General features: G+C 53.7%; 14 protein-coding genes. 9 read left to right on the top strand and 5 right to left on the bottom strand.

The genetic code is table 11. The annotated features are described in order from the left end of the window. Positions 1-3,075: hypothetical protein (locus AB8B76_RS10515; protein WP_405272308.1), on the top strand; the 3,075-nt coding region annotated here is incomplete at its 5' end. Positions 3,076-3,164: 89 nt separating this feature from the next. Beyond that, the gene (locus tag AB8B76_RS10510; protein ID WP_405272307.1) at positions 3,165-3,596 is read left to right on the top strand and encodes a DUF3237 domain-containing protein; all 432 of its coding nucleotides are present in this window, start codon (positions 3,165-3,167) and stop codon (positions 3,594-3,596) included. 70 nt (positions 3,597-3,666) lie between these two features. Here the strand turns inward: AB8B76_RS10510 and gdhA are convergent, their stop codons facing one another. The 4 genes from gdhA to AB8B76_RS10490 form a co-directional block, all read right to left on the bottom strand. Next, entirely contained in the window at positions 3,667-5,025 is a 1,359-nt protein-coding gene (gene gdhA, locus AB8B76_RS10505; RefSeq protein WP_405272306.1) for an NADP-specific glutamate dehydrogenase, read from the bottom strand. A 141-nt stretch (positions 5,026-5,166) separates the two neighbouring features. Further along, positions 5,167-5,952: a hypothetical protein gene (locus AB8B76_RS10500; RefSeq protein WP_405272305.1), complete on the bottom strand. Its 786-nt coding sequence runs from the start codon at positions 5,950-5,952 to the stop codon at positions 5,167-5,169. A gap of 11 nt (positions 5,953-5,963) precedes the next feature. Next, positions 5,964-6,557 carry a flavin reductase family protein gene (locus tag AB8B76_RS10495; RefSeq protein WP_405272304.1) on the bottom strand — a complete coding sequence of 198 codons (594 nt, stop codon included), beginning with the start codon at positions 6,555-6,557 and terminating at the stop codon, positions 5,964-5,966. Positions 6,558-6,597: 40 nt separating this feature from the next. Next, entirely contained in the window at positions 6,598-7,266 is a 669-nt protein-coding gene (locus AB8B76_RS10490; protein ID WP_405272303.1) for a crotonase/enoyl-CoA hydratase family protein, read from the bottom strand. A gap of 183 nt (positions 7,267-7,449) precedes the next feature. Between AB8B76_RS10490 and AB8B76_RS10485 the strand changes: the two genes are divergently transcribed. The 7 genes from AB8B76_RS10485 (at position 7,450) to AB8B76_RS10455 (ending at position 16,954) form a co-directional block, all read left to right on the top strand. Beyond that, on the top strand, positions 7,450-8,868 hold the full coding sequence (locus AB8B76_RS10485) for a DUF3336 domain-containing protein (RefSeq protein ID WP_405272302.1): 1,419 nt from the start codon (positions 7,450-7,452) through the stop codon (positions 8,866-8,868). An 83-nt stretch (positions 8,869-8,951) separates the two neighbouring features. After that, positions 8,952-9,245 (top strand): putative quinol monooxygenase, encoded by a 294-nt coding sequence (locus tag AB8B76_RS10480; protein ID WP_405272301.1) that lies wholly within the window; start codon positions 8,952-8,954, stop codon positions 9,243-9,245. Positions 9,246-9,256: 11 nt separating this feature from the next. Then, positions 9,257-9,844, top strand: a complete 588-nt coding sequence (locus AB8B76_RS10475; protein ID WP_405272299.1) for a c-type cytochrome — start codon at positions 9,257-9,259, stop codon at positions 9,842-9,844. Between the two features lie 24 nt (positions 9,845-9,868). Further along, a complete protein-coding gene (soxC, locus tag AB8B76_RS10470) occupies positions 9,869-11,107 on the top strand; it encodes a sulfite dehydrogenase (protein WP_405272297.1) in 1,239 nt (412 codons plus the stop codon). A 9-nt stretch (positions 11,108-11,116) separates the two neighbouring features. Beyond that, on the top strand, positions 11,117-12,466 hold the full coding sequence (locus AB8B76_RS10465) for a serine hydrolase domain-containing protein (protein WP_405272295.1): 1,350 nt from the start codon (positions 11,117-11,119) through the stop codon (positions 12,464-12,466). Between the two features lie 22 nt (positions 12,467-12,488). Continuing rightward, on the top strand, positions 12,489-13,328 hold the full coding sequence (locus AB8B76_RS10460) for a PhzF family phenazine biosynthesis protein (RefSeq protein WP_405272293.1): 840 nt from the start codon (positions 12,489-12,491) through the stop codon (positions 13,326-13,328). 254 nt (positions 13,329-13,582) lie between these two features. Next, a complete protein-coding gene (locus AB8B76_RS10455; RefSeq protein WP_405272291.1) occupies positions 13,583-16,954 on the top strand; it encodes a TonB-dependent receptor domain-containing protein in 3,372 nt (1,123 codons plus the stop codon). Between the two features lie 123 nt (positions 16,955-17,077). On the opposite strand, the gene AB8B76_RS10450 is transcribed toward AB8B76_RS10455, so the two are convergent. Continuing rightward, a complete protein-coding gene (locus AB8B76_RS10450; RefSeq protein ID WP_405272290.1) occupies positions 17,078-17,473 on the bottom strand; it encodes a hypothetical protein in 396 nt (131 codons plus the stop codon). Between the last annotated feature and the right edge of the window lie 217 nt (positions 17,474-17,690).

Genomic DNA, 17,690 nt, shown 5'->3' with positions numbered 1-17,690 from the left:
ACATTCTCGAGTCATGCCGCCGTCGAGCCTTCGCTCATCGACGGCCTCGAGTTTCGTCTCGTAGGGCCCTGGCGTGGAGGTCGCGTAACCGCTGTGACGGGCATCGCGGATGATCCCCATACCTATTACATGGGCGCGGCCGGTGGTGGAGTATGGAAAACGCATAACGCTGGTAATACCTGGGAAAACATCTCGGACGGCCAGATTCCTGTAGGCACCATCGGCGCTATTGCCGTAGCGCCATCAGATAATAATGTCGTCTACGTCGGTTCGGGCGAGGCGCCTATTCGTGGTGTCACCACCAGTCAGGGTGAGGGCCTTTGGAAGTCTACGGATGCGGGCAAGACCTTTTCTTTTATGGGGCTTCCAGAAGCGGGGCAGATCGCGAAGATAGAAGTGCATCCGACAGACCCCGATACGGCTTGGGTGGCTGTTCAGGGTCAGATCTGGTCGCCCAATGAAGAGCGCGGCGTTTACCGTACCCGTGATGGCGGTGCGACCTGGGAACATGTACTCAAGGTCAATGCCGACACCGGCGCGACAGATATCTCTTTGGACCCTAGCAATCCTCGCATTCTTTATGCCGCTATGTGGCACCACGGTCGCAAGCCCTGGTTTATAAAATCGGGCGGTGAGGGTGGCGGCATCTATAAATCCGCCGATGGTGGTGACAACTGGGAAAAGCTCGAAGGAGGACTTCCTGGTTTAGTGGGCAAAATCGGCATCGATGTATCGGCAAGCCAACCCTCGAGGATTTATGCCATCGTCGAAGCGGAGTATGGCGAGGGCGGTCTGTGGCGCAGTGATGACTTTGGCGAGACCTGGGATCACATAAACCCTCATAGAGTGCTCCATAGTCGAGCCTGGTATTACATCCATATCACCGCAGATCCCAATGATCCGGATACTGTTTGGGTGCTCAACGTTCCGCTGATGAAGTCTATCGACGGGGGTAAGTCCTTCACTAAGATTAAAACTCCCCATGGCGATCATCAGGATCATTGGATCAATCCCAATGACAGTCGCTACATGATTAATGGCAATGACGGTGGAGCGACGGTATCCCTGGATGGTGCGGAAACCTGGTCGTCTTTGCACAACCAACCAACTGCTCAGTTCTATCGCTTGAGTACAGACCGTCAAACACCCTGGCGCTTGTACGGTGGCCAGCAGGACAACTCAACCGTATCGATTGCTGCTTGGGCCTGGGATGGTTCCATTGGTCGCGACGACTACCATGCAGTGGGCGGCGGTGAGAGCGCGCACATCGCTTTTGATCCGGATGATCCCTCGCTGATCTATGCAACAACCATCAATGGCACACTGACGGAGTTCAACGAGGCGACGCAGAAAAAGCGCTCTATCGTTCCCTATCCTGAAAGGGTGTATGGCGAAGATGCCAAGAACCTCAAATACCGCAGCAACTGGAATCCGCCGGTCATTACCTCGCCTCATGATCATTCGACGATCTACTACGGCACCCAGTACCTGTTAAAGAGCAGTGATCGAGGGATGACCTGGGAAGAAGTTAGCCCGGATCTTACGCGTAACACCGAGGAGCATTTGGGTCGCAATGGCGGACCACTGACGCCGGAAAATGTCGGCGCCGAGTATTACCACACCATCTACTACATCGTTGAGTCTGAGAAGTCCGAAGGAACTATCTGGGTGGGTGCTGATGACGGCTTGCTCCATCTGACTCGTGATGGCGGTGAGAACTGGGATGATGTGTCTCCGCCACACCGCGGCGAAGCTATGATTAATGCCATAGAGCTTTCGCCGCACAGTGAGGGTCGAGCATACGCGGCGGTGACCGGGTACAAGCTCAACGATTTTTCACCCTACATTTATCGCACCGACAATCACGGCAAGCGCTGGAGGCGCATTGATAAGGGGCTTCCTGAGGGAACCTATGTGCGCGTGGTAAGAGAAGACCCGCTGATAGCTGATCTTCTTTATGCGGGCACCGAGAAAGGATTGTTCGTGTCCAATGATGGCGGTGAAGAATGGCAGCGTGTAGACCTTAACTTGCCCGCTGTGCCTATCACCGATATCCGGGTTCGAGACGATGCGCTAGCGCTGGCAACCCAGGGGCGCGCGTTCTGGGTATTGGATGATTTATTCGTTCTACGAGAAGCGTTTTCCAGCGATGTTTCAAAGGAACTGCATAGCTACACGCCGCCGGCCCTCGCGCTAGGCAGACCGTCTAATCGCGGTGGGGGAACTAGGGGAGAGAATCCTTCTCCGCACTTGCCGATCTACTACTATTTAGATGAAGCGCTGGCAGAAGATGACACGCTGTCTATTGATATCCTCGACGGGGCAGGCAAAGTGCTGCGTCATTACAGCAGCGAGGAATCCGATCATGATCGTTGCAGAATTGCAGGCATGGATCCTAGAAGTCCGTTCACGATCGACTATCCATCTACCGCTGAAGGCTTACAGTTATGGCACTGGGATCTCCATGCCGAGCAGGTGCCCTGCATTGAGGGTCACTTTCTGTTCGATGGTTATGCGGGGCCGGCGGTCGCCCCCGGCGCATACACAGTGCGCGTAACTGCGGGCAACAATGTTTCAACAGTACCGGTGCAGTTGCTAGCTGATCCCCGCGTAGAAGCAAGTGAAGCGCAGATCGCCGCATGGGTTGATACCCAGTACAGCATTGCGGGTGTTTTGACCGAAGTGATGCTGGCCCTCGACGGTGCTCGCGAAGCACGCAGCCAGATCCAAACATTGCAAAGCAAGTACGACGATGAATCTCTGCAGTCGCTAGCTATCACTACGATCGAAGCCATCGATACTTGGGAATCTGAGATCACAGAACTTCGGCATCAAACCCTTGAAGATGAGGACGCCTGGGTAATGAAGATAGATGGCCAACTACGGCACCTCCTGGGTGTTGTTGAAAGGGGCGGCGCACCGGTGACCTCTGGCGCCAGGGAGCGATTCGATGATCTTGCTGCCTTGTGGAGCAAGCAAAGGGCTGAGCTTGAGGCGATCACGGAACAGCAGGTCGAGGCAGTGAATCGTTGGGCTGTGGAGAACTCAGTTATGCATGTGAGGAATCCATTGTAGGCGTTCTTAGAACCTGCAATGTTCGGGTGTCTTGGTGCTATTCCTGACGCCCAATCAAGCCTGCGCGCTAAGTTTTTAAAGGAGGAAAAATGGAAGTACCCCCTTCCCTTGAGACAACTCTCCGCCATCTTTGCAGTGTGCAACTGACGCTGCGCACCCCATCAATGGTTGGCGAGGGTCCGAGCGGTCAACGTGTGATCGCCGAGATTGAGGCTATGAGCGTGAGAGGCGATCGCCTACACGCCGATCTCGAAGGTTCCGCGGCTGCTGATTGGTTAACCATTGCGAACAAGGTCGCTAAGATTGACGTTCGGGCCACACTGCGGACACATGACGGCGCGCTGATCTACCTTCAGTACAAAGGCCGCTCGGACGCGACGAATGGCTTGGGTTCGTCGCCGATTGTTGTAGCTCCGACCTTTGAAACGTCAGACGAGCGGTACCTTTGGTTGAACGCTGTGCAAGCTATCGGTAAAGGCGATCTCGCCCTCCGTCGTTATGAGTGGTTTGAGGTTCAGTAAAACGCGGTTCTAGCGGCCGTAACTACCCGCAGTAACTACCCGCAGCTGCGCTTTGCCGCGACGGCTCCGATCAAACCGCCCCGTAAGCCAGCATGGCATCGGCAACTTTAATGAAGCCTCCGATGTTTGCACCTGCAACGTAATTGACGGGTGTATTGCCGTCACTCGCCCCATAGGTGACACACTTTTTGTGGATATCGAGCATGATGTTCTGCAATCGCTCATCAACTTCCTCGCGACTCCACGCCAGGCGTAAAGCGTTTTGGCTCTGCTCCAATCCTGATACCGCCACGCCACCTGCATTTGCGGCTTTAGCCGGTCCAAACAACACATTGGCATCAAGGAAAGCGTTGATAGCTGGCAATTCGGTGGGCATATTCGCGCCTTCGCTCACGGCGCGAACACCGTTCTTAATCAGCGTTTTTGCGTCGTTCAGGCCTAGCTCGTTCTGTGTAGCCGAGGGAAAGGCCAGATCACAGGGAACGCACCAAGGGCTTTGGCCTTTGTGGAATGACGCTGACTTGTATTCATCAACGTACTCTCCAATACGTCCGCGCTTTATTTCTTTTAAGTCTTTGATGAATTCAAGCTTTTCTTGTGAAAATCCATCGGGGTCGTGGATAAAGCCCGATGAATCCGACATCGTCACCACTTTGCCCCCAAGCTCCATGGCCTTCTCAGCGGTGTAGATCGCTACGTTGCCCGATCCAGAGATGACGCAGGTCTTATCCTCAACGCTTTCGTCGATATGCTTGAGCATGTTTTGGCAAAAGTAGACGTTGCCATAACCTGTTGCCTCGGTGCGTCCCTGGCTTCCACCAAATGCGAGCCCTTTGCCTGTGAGCGTGCCGACAAAGCGGTTTTCCAGCCGCTTGTACTGGCCAAACAGATAGGAGATTTCGCGGCTACCCACGCCGATATCACCCGCGGGAACGTCCCTGTCCTCGCCGATGTGCTGGTAGAGTTCTGTCATCATCGCCTGGCAAAATCGCATAATCTCCCGGTCGCTCTTGCCTTTGGGATTGAAGTTTGAGCCTCCCTTGGCGCCGCCCATGGGCAAGCCTGTGAGGCTGTTCTTGAATGTTTGCTCGAAGCCCAGAAACTTGAGCACGCTTAGAGTGACGCTGGGGTGAAATCTAAGGCCACCTTTGTAAGGGCCGATAGAGTTGTTGAACTGCACCCGCCAGGCGCGATTAGCGCGGATGTTGCCGTCATCGTCCTCCCAGGTGACACGAAAGATGACGATGCGATCAGGCTCAGTCATGCGCTCCAGTATCTGTGCTTTTTGGTACTTATCATGGTCCAATGTGTAGGGCATGACATACTGAACAAACTCACGCACCGCCTGATGGAACTCGAGCTCACCCGGATTGCGCTTCTCCAGGCCTTGCATGAAACAGTCGACTTCGGATGATGCTGATTTAGTCATTGGGGCCTCGGCAGATGTGGTCAGAAGAATCAGTGAATACGCTATTTAGTTACCGCTCGTTGTTGCGTTTAGATCACTCGTCTCCGGTGTTTTGCGCAGCCGAAAGTGTCAAGCCAAGTCAATCCCAGCGGGAGAAAGTTCTTAAGGGATTGTTCGATCCAGCTCTCTGGATTTCAGCTGGGCATCAGCGAGTTGGCTCGAGGATAGCTGCGACAGTACTTCCTGGCGAGCTTGTAGCGCCCTCGACTCTCCTCGTGCGGACGCAAGGTTTAGCCAAACGTAGGCGTCAACCAGACTCACGTCCATGCCCCATCCGGAGCGTGACATTTTCCCCAAGCCATACATTGCCTCCGCGTGACCTTGGCTTGCGGCCTTCTTGTACCAATCGGAAGCCTGCACAAAGTCTTGTACGACGCCTCTGCCTTCAAAGAAGAGTTTTCCCATCTCGCTTTGAGCACTGGAATGTCCGTTATTGGCGGCGTCTCGGAGCATTGCGATCGCGTCTGTTTGCGCTGCTGAATCCTCACTGATTTTGTACTCGCGAAACAATGCCATGGCCAAGCGATACTGGGCATCGGAGTCGCCTTCGCTGGCTTTTGTCTTCAAGCTTGCAAGATTCAGGTTGATCGCGCTGCTTGCTGAAGCGCTTAATGCATCTTCGCCAGCTTGGGCTTCCAGTTTGGCGGCGCGAAGGCTTTGGTCACTTGTGGGCTCGCTAACAGACCGTAGTAGAGTCCCGACAAAAATCATTACAAATACCGCAGACAGGCCGTGTAATGCGACGGAAACGGGATCGTAGGCAACAAAGCGAGTGCCGCAGTTGTTGCATGTGAAGCGTGCCTTCAGCCGATGTATAGACTGTTTTTTTGCGAGCTGCTTGCGCGACTTGCGAGCACTTTCACTGGAGCATTTGGGGCACGTGGGCATAGTCGAGAATCCTAAGGGCGTTGCCGTGTTTCCATACTACCCAGTACACCGTAGTCCATGTACCCCATGCGAGTGAGCGGTTCCATCGCGAGCGTATCAACTAAACCGTCTTTGATATATTCGTCATCAATATGCACGGCAACCACCCGGCCAAGGACAAGGCTCCAGATAATGTCATTATCTTCGTTAGGCAGCTCGACGGTTTTGACATACTCGCACTCCAGATGAGCGCGAGCTTCGAGCACACGGGGGGCTTTAACAAGTCTGGATTTCGCTTCATGAAGCCCGGCAAGTTCAAACTCATTCACCTCTGAAGCGACGCTCTTTGACGTAGTGTTTACGCTGTCGATAAGGTTTACGGAGGCAAAGTTGCAGACGAACTCGCCGGTTACCTCGATGTTTCTCTGAGAATCTTTTTGTGTGCCGCTGGAGAAGCCTACGATTGACGGGTTGACCGACAGCAGATTGAAAAAGCTGTAGGGCGCGAGATTAGGCCTGCCGGCAGTGTCTAGTGAGCTGATCCAGCCTATGGGTCGCGGTGCGACCAGAGCTTTCAGTGGATCGTGAGGCAGACCATGATTGTTGGTAGCTGTTTCGTAATACATCGACTGTTCCCGGCTTAGCTGCAATTGGTCATCTTAATGCTCAGGGCATACTCGCAAGATCGTCTGCCATAGCGGAAAGGGTGTTAGCACGCACTCGCAACTTGTTCGCTGCATACTGGGTTTGGGGTAATTGCGAGAGTCTTTGGGCGATCTCCATAGTCCTGACACGGAGTTGCCCTGCGTCAACAACCTCGTCAAGAAAGCCAGCCGTAACGGCCTGCTCAGGGTTGTAGACCTCAGACTGCAGCGCTGCGCGCGTTAAATGCTGTTTGACGATGCGGGATTCGGTGAGCGCCATAAGAATAGGCGGTAAATCCATCCCAATGGCCGTTTCCGGGAGAGTAACCTTGAAATCTCCACGGGTGCCTACCCGCGAGTCGCAGGCCATAATGATAAAAGCGCCCATGGCGACGCAGTGTCCTGTGCAAGCTCCGACGATGGGTAAAGGGAATCCGGCCAAACGTATCAACAGCTCAAAGCCCCGTTTCACCATTGCCTGGCCTTGTTCCACGCCTTTTTTAAATTCACCCAGATCAAAGCCCCCGGAGAACATTCCATCACGTCCGCAAATGATTATCGCTCCAGCGTTATCTCTCTGCGCGCGATCCAGTCCGGCGTTCATATCGTCCAAAAACTGATGGCCCACTACGTTTGCCTTGCCATCATCAAATGTGAGAACGGCAATATTGTTTTCCAGTGAATAGTCCATACCAAACTCTATAGTTCATCGAAGGGTCGGCATACTGCCAGTGGCGAGCTGGATCAGCAACTTCGCCGGTGACGCTCCAAGTATGATTTTGTGGCAGATAAGTGGTTTGAGTTTTTTGAGTTGAATCAAAGCCTTTAGAGGTCATAGGGTTTATCATGGGGTACGCAGATAAAGGCCTGATATATGCTCATCAACACTCGAAGTCGCGCAGAGCGAGCGCTTAGCCAAGCAGCAACATATGAAGAGTGGATGTCTGCGGCCCAGGACTACGATCGCAGTAAGGGTCTAGATCGCTGGCGTCAGAAAGACTCGACGCGGCAGTACGATAATGTGTCTATCCGTATCCGTCTGGACGCCCTGCAAAGCCTAAAGGCCCGGCACGATATCCGCGGTCTGCTGTACACCCTCAATGAAGGCATCCATGGAAATATGGGGGGCATGGGTCGTGCGGGACTCTATGGTCATGCGCTTTCCGGCACCAAGGCGCTCATCGAAAACTACATCGAAGAGATTGTCGATACGCTGGAAATGCTCCACGAAGACACTAGCGGCGAAATCAGCGATGAAGAAAAGCTCGATTTCTTCAGACGCGCGAGCCACTGTTTTGGGCGCTCCGCATTTATGATGAGCGGATCGGGGTCTTTGCTTTTTTTCCATGTAGGGGTGATCCGAGCCCTGGCCGAAGCAAAGCTGCTTCCCACAGTACTTTCCGGGTCCAGTGGTGGGGCGATTGTGGGTAGCATCGTATCGACACACACTGACGAAGAGTTATTGGAGTTACTGCAGCCCGAATACTTCATGCAATACCTTCCGAAGGCCGGCGATAAGCCGCACGCTTCCCGTCTTGCTGAGCTTGAGGCTTCTGTACAGCAGTTTATTCCAGACATTACGTTTCAGCAGGCGTTTCAGAAGACCGGTAGGGCAATAAATGTTTCCGTTGCCCCTGCGGAAACACATCAGACCTCGCGCTTGTTGAACTCCATCACATCTCCCAGTGTTCTTATTCGTAGTGCCGTGATGGCCTCGGCGTCTGTACCGGGGATTTTTCCGCCGGTAACCTTGGAAGCTCTTGATAGCCATGGAGAGCGGAAGCATTACCTCGCTTCGCGTAAATGGGTTGATGGCTCCGTAAGTGATGATTTGCCTGCCAAGCGCTTGGCGCGGCTTTACGGCGTGAATCACTTCGTGGTGAGTCAAACTAACCCGCACGTGCTCCCCTTTGTCACCGATGGACATCGGAAGCAAAGCGCCCGCGGGATCATTACTGAGGCGGGTCGCCGCTCGGCGCGGGAGTGGTTCAACGCAGTCACTCTTTTGGCGGAGCGCCTAGACCGTAAAGGTGGTGTGATTTCGCAGCGTGCCAGCCTCATGCGGTCCATCATCAATCAGGACTATGTGGGCGACATCAATATTTTGCCCGACTATAAGTTTCAGAACCCGCTTAAGCTGCTAACCTTTCCTGGTGAGAAAAAACTTCGCCAATTGATTGCTTCCGGTGAACGCTGCACCTGGCCAAAATTGGAAATGATTCGATTGCAAACAAGGATCAGCCGTAAGCTGGATACGATCCTTGCGCATACGCCCGCGACAATAAAGCACTAGCGTCACGGGATTTTTAAGTTTCAAGTAGCTACTCTCGGTTTTGTTTATTAACCCAATAAAGATTTATAAAAAGGAAGGACAGCATGGCAGTTGGTGTAATTGCGACATTGAAAATTCAGGACGGAAAGAACGCAGACTTCGAAAAAGCGTTTCTGGGGCTTGCAGCGAAGGTTAAAGCGAACGAGGCTGGATGTAATTTTTACGAACTGCATGTCAGCAAGAGTGACCCGCAGGAATATAAAGTCTTGGAACAATACGCCAGTGAGGCAGATCTCGCGGCCCACGGTCAGACTGACTACTTTAAAGAAGCCAATATGGCGATGGCATCTCTTGTGGCTGCAGCCCCCCACGTCGAGGTTCTCGACAGCGTCGAGTAAAGCGGCGTCTTATGATAAGCACCGTCCCCAAGCGCATAGCTCCCTCAAGAGCACGGGGCATTTTACTCGCGGCACTGAGTATGGGATGCGCTCCAGCGTATTCCGAAGAGCCACGCTTTGGGATTGGTCAAGCAGCGACTCCCGAGATCATTCAAGCCTGGAATATTGATGTACGGCCCGATGGCTTGGGCTTGCCTACGGGGCATGGCACTGCAGCAGAGGGTGCTGCGCTATACAAAGCACAGTGTGAAAGCTGTCACGGGGTTGCAGGAGTTGGTGGGCCGTACGGTTCCTTGGTGGGTCGCCTCCCTGACGATAACTTTTCCTTCGGTGTCGATCCGACACTGAAAAAGACTATCGGTAGCTATTGGCCCTACGCGACGACGATCTATGATTACCTCCGGCGAGCAATGCCTTTTAACGCTCCCGGTTCTTTGAAGACCAATGAAATTTATAGCCTTGTTGCCTACCTGTTAGCGGAGAATAGAGTTATCAGCGAGGACATGGTTCTGAATCAAAGCACACTCCCCAAAGTGCGTATGCCGGCTGCCGGTAGGTTTGTACCAGACGATCGAGAGGGTGGTCGTGAAGTACGCTAATAAGTCGCAGCGACGAGCTTAGCCATGACCGGGCCCAACAAGTTGATCGCAGGTCAATCCTCCCGTCGTCAGTTTTTAGCGAGGGCGGGCGCTGTTGGTGGTGCCATGAGCGGGGCAGTTGTTGGCGGCGCTTTTGCGGATGCCCGGTTACTGGGCACTGACCCTACCGCTGTTCAAGGACGTGCTCCCCAGCCAAGAGGGCAGCGCTCACCCTTCGAATCGCTGGAGCGTGTTCCCGCATTCAACATTGTCTCTCTCACTCCCCTAGAAGAGCTGCACGGCACGATTACCCCTTCAGATCTGCACTTTGAGCGGCATCACGCGGGAATTCCGCAGATTGACCCTGGGCGCCATAGACTGATGCTGCACGGAATGGTCGAGCGTCCCTTGGTGTTTACATTGGAAGATCTGAAGCGCTTCCCCGCGGTCACTCGAACTTGCTTTATCGAGTGTTCGGGGAACCTCAATGTCAACGCAACAGAAAAATCGACGCCGCAGATGCTGTGCGGCCTGACCAGTCAGAGTGAATGGACTGGGGTGTCCTTACGAACTTTACTTCGGGAGGTGGGTGTCAAACCGGGCGCGACGTGGTGCTTGGCTGAGGGCTCGGATGCTGCCGTCATGGCAAGAAGCATCCCCATGGAAAAGTTGTTGGATGATGCGATGGTTGCCTACGCGCAAAACGGCGAAGCGTTGCGGCCAGCCCAGGGCTACCCCATGCGTCTTTTGCTGCCGGGATGGGAGGGTAATACTAACGTTAAGTGGTTGCGAAGACTTGAACTGTCCGACGCACCGTTTATGACGCGAGAAGAAACTTCGAAGTACACCGATCCCCTCAAGGACGGTGTGGCGAGGCAGTTTAGTGTGGTGATGGATGCGCGTTCTGTGATTACTTCTCCTACTTATCCAAAGCAGCTAGAGCCTGGTTGGTCAGAGATTCGCGGTATAGCGTGGAGCGGGCGCGGGAAAATCGTTGCGGTTGAAGTAAGCACCGATGGCGGAAAAACCTGGGATAGGGCATCTTTACAGCGTCCGGTGTTACCTAAAGCTCACACGCGATTTGGTTTGCCCTGGAAGTGGGACGGGAAGTCGACAGAAATCGCCAGTCGCGCCATTGACGACACGGGCTACGTGCAGCCAACAAGGAAACAACTCATCGACGCGCGAGGACCGGGTAATCAGCTGTATCATCTCAATCCGGTTATGCATTGGATTGTTGAGTCTGATGGTCGTGTTCTTTACAAAGCTGAGCCTTGGGCTTAGGGGATCGTTATGAGCAAACTGGGCCTATTGAATGAAGTAAAGCGGTTAAGCGCGGCTGTAATTGTCTGCGCCGGGAGTCTGCTGGTATCACTGTTGCCATCAACAGCCAGCCTGGCTCAGGCCCCATTACCCTCTGCAGCGAGTACCGACCCGGCATCAATAGGCTGGATGGCGGGTACGCCCCCGGTCGCGTCAAAACTCGTGCGCCACGCTGATTTGAGTTTCTACCAGTTCCCGCAAACGCGGTGGACGTTCTCGCACTTTCAGGAGCTGGTGCCCACCAAGCGGATTTGGCGGGGCGCCGGAAGAAGTTCGGCGCTGGTGAATATGCCCGACAGTGCCATCGATGGAATAGAGTTTGTTCCGATGAATGGTGAGGGCACCATGACCTGGAGCCAAATGCTAGAGGCCACCTATGCCGACGCTGCACTGGTGCTTCATAGGGGCAAGGTAGTGTACGAAAACTACTTCGGCGCGACTTCTCGGGAAACACCACATATTTCTTTCTCCATGACCAAGTCCTACTACGGCACGCTCGCGGCAATGCTCATTGAGGAAGGACGTCTGGATGATGACAAGTTAGTCGGCGACTATATTCCTGAACTTCAAGGCAGTGGTTTTGGTGCCGCCACCGTTCGACAGATTCTGGATATGACCACAGCGATAGACTACTCCGAGGATTACACCGACCCCAAGGCCCACGTTTTTGATTTTGCCCGCGCTGGGGGTATTTTTCCCAAAGGTGACTACGATGGTCCTGAGGGGTTTTACGCTTATGTATCCACGTTAGCCAAGAAAGGGGAGCATGGTAAAGCGTTTAGTTATCGCTCGGTAAACACCGAGGTTCTCGGTTGGCTTATCGCAAGAGTGACGGGTTCGAATGCGGTTGATCTTTTGCAGGAGCGTATCTGGAGTCGCCTTGGCGCCGAAGAAGACGCCTATATCCTCATCGATACTCTGGGTACCGGTTGGGCTGCTGGGGGACTTAATGCCACGGCTCGAGATCATGCCCGGTTCGGCGAAATGATGCGCAATAACGGCCTATGGAATGGCAAGCAATTGCTACCTAAATCTGTTGTTGACGATATTCGCCGTGGCGGCGACAAAGACAAATTTGCCATGGCCGGTTACGCTACTCTCCCGGGCGCCAGTTATCGCAATCAGTGGTGGATTCACCACAATGCCAACGGCGCGTTCAGTGCTCGCGGTGTTCACGGTCAAACGATTTATATCGATCCTGCGGCCGAGATGGTGATCGTGCGATTGGCGTCGCACCCCATGGCCGCCAACGCGAATTACGATGGCGTGTCATTGCCTGCTTATCAGGCGATTGCTGATTATCTTTCCAATCCACGCTAAGGGCGTTTACGGGTATTGATCCATGAGTGCTTCGTTCAGTTTCTCTCAGGTCGATGTCTTCTCCAGTGAAGCCCACCGGGGAAACCCTGTTGCGGTGGTTCATGATGCGGATGCTCTGACTGTGGATCAGATGGCGTGCTTTGCACGATGGACCAACTTATCCGAAACCACATTTCTCCTTACGCCTACAAACAATGAGGCAGATTACCGATTAAGGATATTCACCCCGGGCGGAGAACTGCCATTTGCCGGGCACCCAACGCTGGGTAGCTGTCATGCCTGGCTAGAAGCGGGGGGCGAAGCAAAGGATAGTCAGGTAGTTGTACAGGAGTGTGGGGCTGGTTTGGTTCGCATTCGCCGCAGTGATCAAGGGCTGGCTTTTGCGGCGCCACCGGTCCTGCGCTCGGGTGTATTGGAGTCCGAGCTTCTTCAGCGTTTGATGACGGCTTTGAAATTGCCCGAGGAGGCGCTTGTTGCGCATCAATGGGTCGACAATGGCCCCGGCTGGTGTGCGTTGCAGCTCGATTCCGCTCAGCGTGTGCTCGATGTCGATCCCGATATGTATGGACTTGGTGATGCCCGTCTGGGCTTGGTTGGTGCTTATCCCGAAAGCGCCGAGACAGACTTTGAGGTGAGGGCATTCGTGCCTTCTCTCGGCGTCCCTGAAGATCCTGTGACCGGTAGCCTCAATGCCAGCATCGCCCAGTGGTTGATTCGAGAAGGACGCGCCCCTAACAGTTATGTAGCATCTCAGGGGACAGTCATGGGCAGAGCTGGACGGATTCAGGTCAGTAGTGACAATGACGCAGTATGGATTGGGGGGCAGACAAAGACCTGTATCCACGGCAGCGTCATCTTCTGAGTATCGAACCTCCGCTTTAAGCCTTTGCCGGGGCCGGGGTTTTTCGAGCGAGCCAAGCTTAGAGTACAAGCCCAGCGATTAGATAATTTAACCTCTCAAGCCCCTGAAACCGCAAATTTTACCTTCCAGACGTCTTTGCATTGCTCTTGCGATAGTGTTTACTAGCGTCAAGTCCCCGCAAGGCACTTCACAAACTGGCTAAATCCAAACATATGGATGGTCAGCGTTAATATCCCGAGGGAGGGGTTTGCATAATGAGGAAGCACTGTCAGAAGAGTCGTTCTGTACTCAGTCTTAGTGTTGCAGCAGCGGTAGCTTCACTTACCGCCGCCACATCTACCAGCGTTTTTGCGCAAGACAGCGACGATATTCAATTAGAAGAAGTGGTTGTTACCGGTTCACGTATTGCCGGTGATCCGAATGCGATTGCTTCGCAGCCAGTGACCAGCGTTAACGCTGAAGATATTGCGATTTCTGGTGAGTTCAGCATCACCGACGTGATCAACGACATCCCTGCACTGTTTTCGTCGAATACTTCAGAGAACTCTCTCGACGGTAATCAGGGTGCGGAAGTCGCAGATGGAACCAACACGCTCAACTTGCGTGGTTTGGGCGCTGCACGAACGCTAGTACTAGTCGATGGACGACGCCACGTGGCGGGCGCGGCCGGTACACAGGCCGTGGATGTGGGCTCTTTGCCTATGAAACTGATTGAGCGTGTGGAAGTTCTAACCGGTGGTGCCTCTGCGGTCTACGGTGCGGACGCTGTGACCGGTGTTGTTAACTTCATCCTGAAAGATGACTACGAAGGTTTCGAAATTGACCTCCAGACGGGTATGTCCAGTGAAGGAGATGCTGGGCAGTCTGCTATCTCCGCTCTCTGGGGTAAGAATTTTAGCAATGGGCGCGGCAACATCGCAGTCACACTGGATTATCGTTCCGACGAAGGTCTAGAGGCGGGTGAGCGTGGTGCTGATGGCGTGTTAACGGGTACAGGCCGTGATTGGGTTAACCCGGATCTGCGTTTCCAGCAAGGCGACATCACCGGCGATACCCCCAACTTCCAGCAGTACTTCAACTTTGCCAACACGGGACTGACGGACTTCGGTTTGCCGATTCCTACGCAAGCTGATTTTATTGCAGATTATCAAGCTGAGTTCGGCATGGCGCCGTCCATTACCGCAGCGGAAGAAGCCTTGTTCGCGCAGGCGGGTAGTGCTCCGCAACGGGCCGTTGAGTTGGGGCGTAGTTTCCCCTTCACGTCCGGCTACGGCTACATCATCCCGGGTAACCCCTACACCTTTGAAGGTTTTGACCCCGATGTTCCTATTGACCTTGATAACAACGGCCGCAATGACTGTCAGGATTCCTTTACGGGTTATAACTCCGTCTTTGGCGCAGCATCCTTTGGTGTTGTGGGTGGTTGCTGGAACGTCGATCAGAACGGCGGCTATGCCCCCGTTCAGGATGGTCGGGTTGCCGGTAACTTCCAGGGCTTCGGTGGAGATTCCCTCAACACCATCCAGCAGGCGAACAGCTACCTGATTACCCCGGAAGATAAGGTCACCTTCAACATGGTTGGCCACTTTGACCTCAATGAGAACATGACTGCCTACGGTGAGTTCAAGTACGGTTGGCAGGAAAACGAAAACCAGGTGCGTCCTCAGTCCTTCTGGGATTTGTTGTTCGGCGCACCTGATAATCCGTTCCTACCTGCGTTTATTCAGCCGGTCGCTCAAGAATTGGGTGGCGTTGCGATCACCATTGATCCCATTGGTCTTGGGCCTACAGAGCGCATTACGGAGCGAGAGACCTTTCGCTTCGTCGGTGGCTTAGAGGGCACCTTCTCAAATGGCTGGACTTACGATGTGTCGGCTGTCTACGGTAAGTTTGAGCAGACTATCGATCGCAGCAACGAAGTGATTGTTGATCGCTTCCTAGCCGCAATTGATGCGGTGGCTGATCCAGCGACGGGCGAGGCGACGTGTCGTTCTTCGGTAGATCCCAGTGCTCCAGTGGTTGCGACACCCTTTGACATCCCTGTGTTTGACCCCGGTTATTATTCCTTCACTCCAGGTGATGGCCAGTGTGTGCCTCTGAATATCTGGGCGGGTGAAACGGGTATCACACCGGAAGCTGTAGATTTCGTGACTCGGGCTACGACCGAGGGTGCAACCCTCGAACAGACAGTCTTATCCGCCGTGATAACCGGTGATTCCGCCGACTGGTTTGAGTTGCCTGCAGGCGCTGTCTCCTTTGCGGCCGGTGTGGAGTATCGAAAAGAAGAGTCTGAGACATCTTTTGACTCCTATGCGTTGGGCATCATTCCCGAAGGGGCTCCGTTCCCGGAAGGTACACAACTGTCCGACGTAAGTGGTAACAGCAACTTGCTATTCCGCCCCGCGCTTTCTAACAGCAACGAGGTCGGTGAGTACGACGTTACTGATGTGTTCTTCGAAGTTAACGTCCCACTTCTTTCGGGTACACCCTTCGCGGAGTCTCTGGTTTTCGACGCAGCGGTTCGCGCGTCGGATTACAGCACCATCGGAGAGGCTTATACCTGGAAGACGGGTTTGTCTTGGACGCCTATTGAAGATATTCGTTTCAGAGCTACTGTGTCTCAGGCGGTTCGTGCTCCAAACATCAATGAGCTGTTTGCGCCAACTACGGGTACAAACTTCCGTCCTATTGATCCTTGTGACGCAGCGCAGTTGGCCGCGTTATCGGGGTCTATCGGCGCCCAGACGCAAGCAAACTGCGTAGCAGACTTTGCTACCTTCGGCTTGAATCCCTTTGATGCGGAAGGCAACTACGTTTACTCGGATCCTCTGTCGGCATCCTTTGGCGGTACCCAGGGCGGTAATCAAGACCTTCAGGAAGAGACGGCAGATACGTACACCATTGGTGTGGTTTTCCAGCCTACGTTCCTTGATGGCTTGACGGTAACGGTTGATTACTGGTCTATCGAAATCGAAGACGCGATTGAAGAAGTAACTTCACAAAACATCGTGGACGCTTGCTATCAGGGTACTTCGCTTAACGAAGCCTTCTGTAGCCAGTTCACACGAAATGGAAACTCTTCCTCGGTACAGTTCGGTGGCTTTAACTTCCTCCAGGTTTCTCCCATCAACTTTGCCAACCTCGAGTCAGACGGTATCGACTTCCAAGCCAGCTATGACTTCTCCCTTGGAGAGCACGGCTTTAAAGCATCGGTGGGCGGAACCTACGTAAACGAGCTGAACCGCTTCTCGGATCCTCTGGATTCCTCGGTGGTTGATGTGGAGCTCGGTGAGGTTAACCGACCAGAACTTGCCGGTAACATCTGGCTGAATTGGTACTGGAAGGACCTGACGGTCCAGTGGCAGACCCAGTACCAGGACGAGCAGCTGCTCGCCTTTATCGAGATCGATACTGCGCAGGAGCTGTACGGTGACTCTGTGGTACAGGATGAGTACTGGCAGCACGATATCGCTGCTACCTTCGCTATTAAGGAAACTATGAGTGTCTTCGGTGGCGTGCGTAACCTCACCGATGAGCAGCCATTCATCACCAACCGTGGTTATCCGGCGAGTGCCCGTGGTACCTACGTTTACCTCGGATTCAACATGGTGTTCGGTGGCTTCTAAAGCAGCGCTCTGACATAGCAAAAAACGTAGCCGCCTACGAATTGTAGGCGGCTTTTTTTTGCCCAACAGATAGTACTTTATAGAGTGGTTATTTAGAGAGAGCGGCTATTCAATGGCCTTTACTTAAGCCAATCGCCGGTAGATACGCGTCACCAGTTCTTCCGCAGCGAGCATGCCCACAACGACCAGAATGAACGCTAAGACTCCGTGCATGGCTCCGGCAAAGTGAATGCCTTCGCCGAGGACTCGATCTACGGCGCCCAACATCACGAACTTCGATCCAAAGAGAATTAGCCAAGCACTGAAGTACCGGAGGAAACTCCAATGGAAACCGCTCCGGTCGTCAAACCAGCCTCCGACTCGGTGCTCTAGCGCCAACGTCGCTTGCAGAAGTAGCTGTAAGAGTACGGCGGCTATTAATGACGTACTGAAGCTATCTATTGTTACCCGAGTCCAGAATTCAGCAAACAGATTGATGACCACAAGGTCCGCAAGCAACGCAATAAGGTAACGCGACAATAATCGTTGTCGCGTTGTGGGAATCTCTGCCGTGGCTGCGACGATATGGTGATGTGTTTTGATGACGAGTCCCCTTTTTGTCAGCGCTTATGGTGGCGTTTCTGCAATAGCGTGAAACGATTGTGCTTTAGAACGGCGCGGTATCAGCCCATGAAGAACTTCGCTGCGACGACCGCGATAGGAAAACCAATCACCGTGCGCATCATGAAGACGCCCA

Source organism: Congregibacter sp. (genome assembly GCF_045107095.1).
Classification (GTDB): Bacteria; Pseudomonadota; Gammaproteobacteria; order Pseudomonadales; family Halieaceae; genus Congregibacter.
Note: the sequence above shows the minus strand (reverse complement) of the source record. Positions and strands in the feature narration are given on the sequence as shown.

Coding starts and splice junctions, on each gene's coding strand:
- AB8B76_RS10510 (WP_405272307.1), top strand. CDS start 3,165: ATGGAAGTACCCCCTTCCCTTGAGACAACTCTCCGCCATCTTTGCAGT.
- gdhA (WP_405272306.1), bottom strand. CDS start 5,025: ATGACTAAATCAGCATCATCCGAAGTCGACTGTTTCATGCAAGGCCTG.
- AB8B76_RS10500 (WP_405272305.1), bottom strand. CDS start 5,952: ATGCCCACGTGCCCCAAATGCTCCAGTGAAAGTGCTCGCAAGTCGCGC.
- AB8B76_RS10495 (WP_405272304.1), bottom strand. CDS start 6,557: ATGTATTACGAAACAGCTACCAACAATCATGGTCTGCCTCACGATCCA.
- AB8B76_RS10490 (WP_405272303.1), bottom strand. CDS start 7,266: ATGGACTATTCACTGGAAAACAATATTGCCGTTCTCACATTTGATGAT.
- AB8B76_RS10485 (WP_405272302.1), top strand. CDS start 7,450: ATGCTCATCAACACTCGAAGTCGCGCAGAGCGAGCGCTTAGCCAAGCA.
- AB8B76_RS10480 (WP_405272301.1), top strand. CDS start 8,952: ATGGCAGTTGGTGTAATTGCGACATTGAAAATTCAGGACGGAAAGAAC.
- AB8B76_RS10475 (WP_405272299.1), top strand. CDS start 9,257: ATGATAAGCACCGTCCCCAAGCGCATAGCTCCCTCAAGAGCACGGGGC.
- soxC (WP_405272297.1), top strand. CDS start 9,869: ATGACCGGGCCCAACAAGTTGATCGCAGGTCAATCCTCCCGTCGTCAG.
- AB8B76_RS10465 (WP_405272295.1), top strand. CDS start 11,117: ATGAGCAAACTGGGCCTATTGAATGAAGTAAAGCGGTTAAGCGCGGCT.
- AB8B76_RS10460 (WP_405272293.1), top strand. CDS start 12,489: ATGAGTGCTTCGTTCAGTTTCTCTCAGGTCGATGTCTTCTCCAGTGAA.
- AB8B76_RS10455 (WP_405272291.1), top strand. CDS start 13,583: ATGAGGAAGCACTGTCAGAAGAGTCGTTCTGTACTCAGTCTTAGTGTT.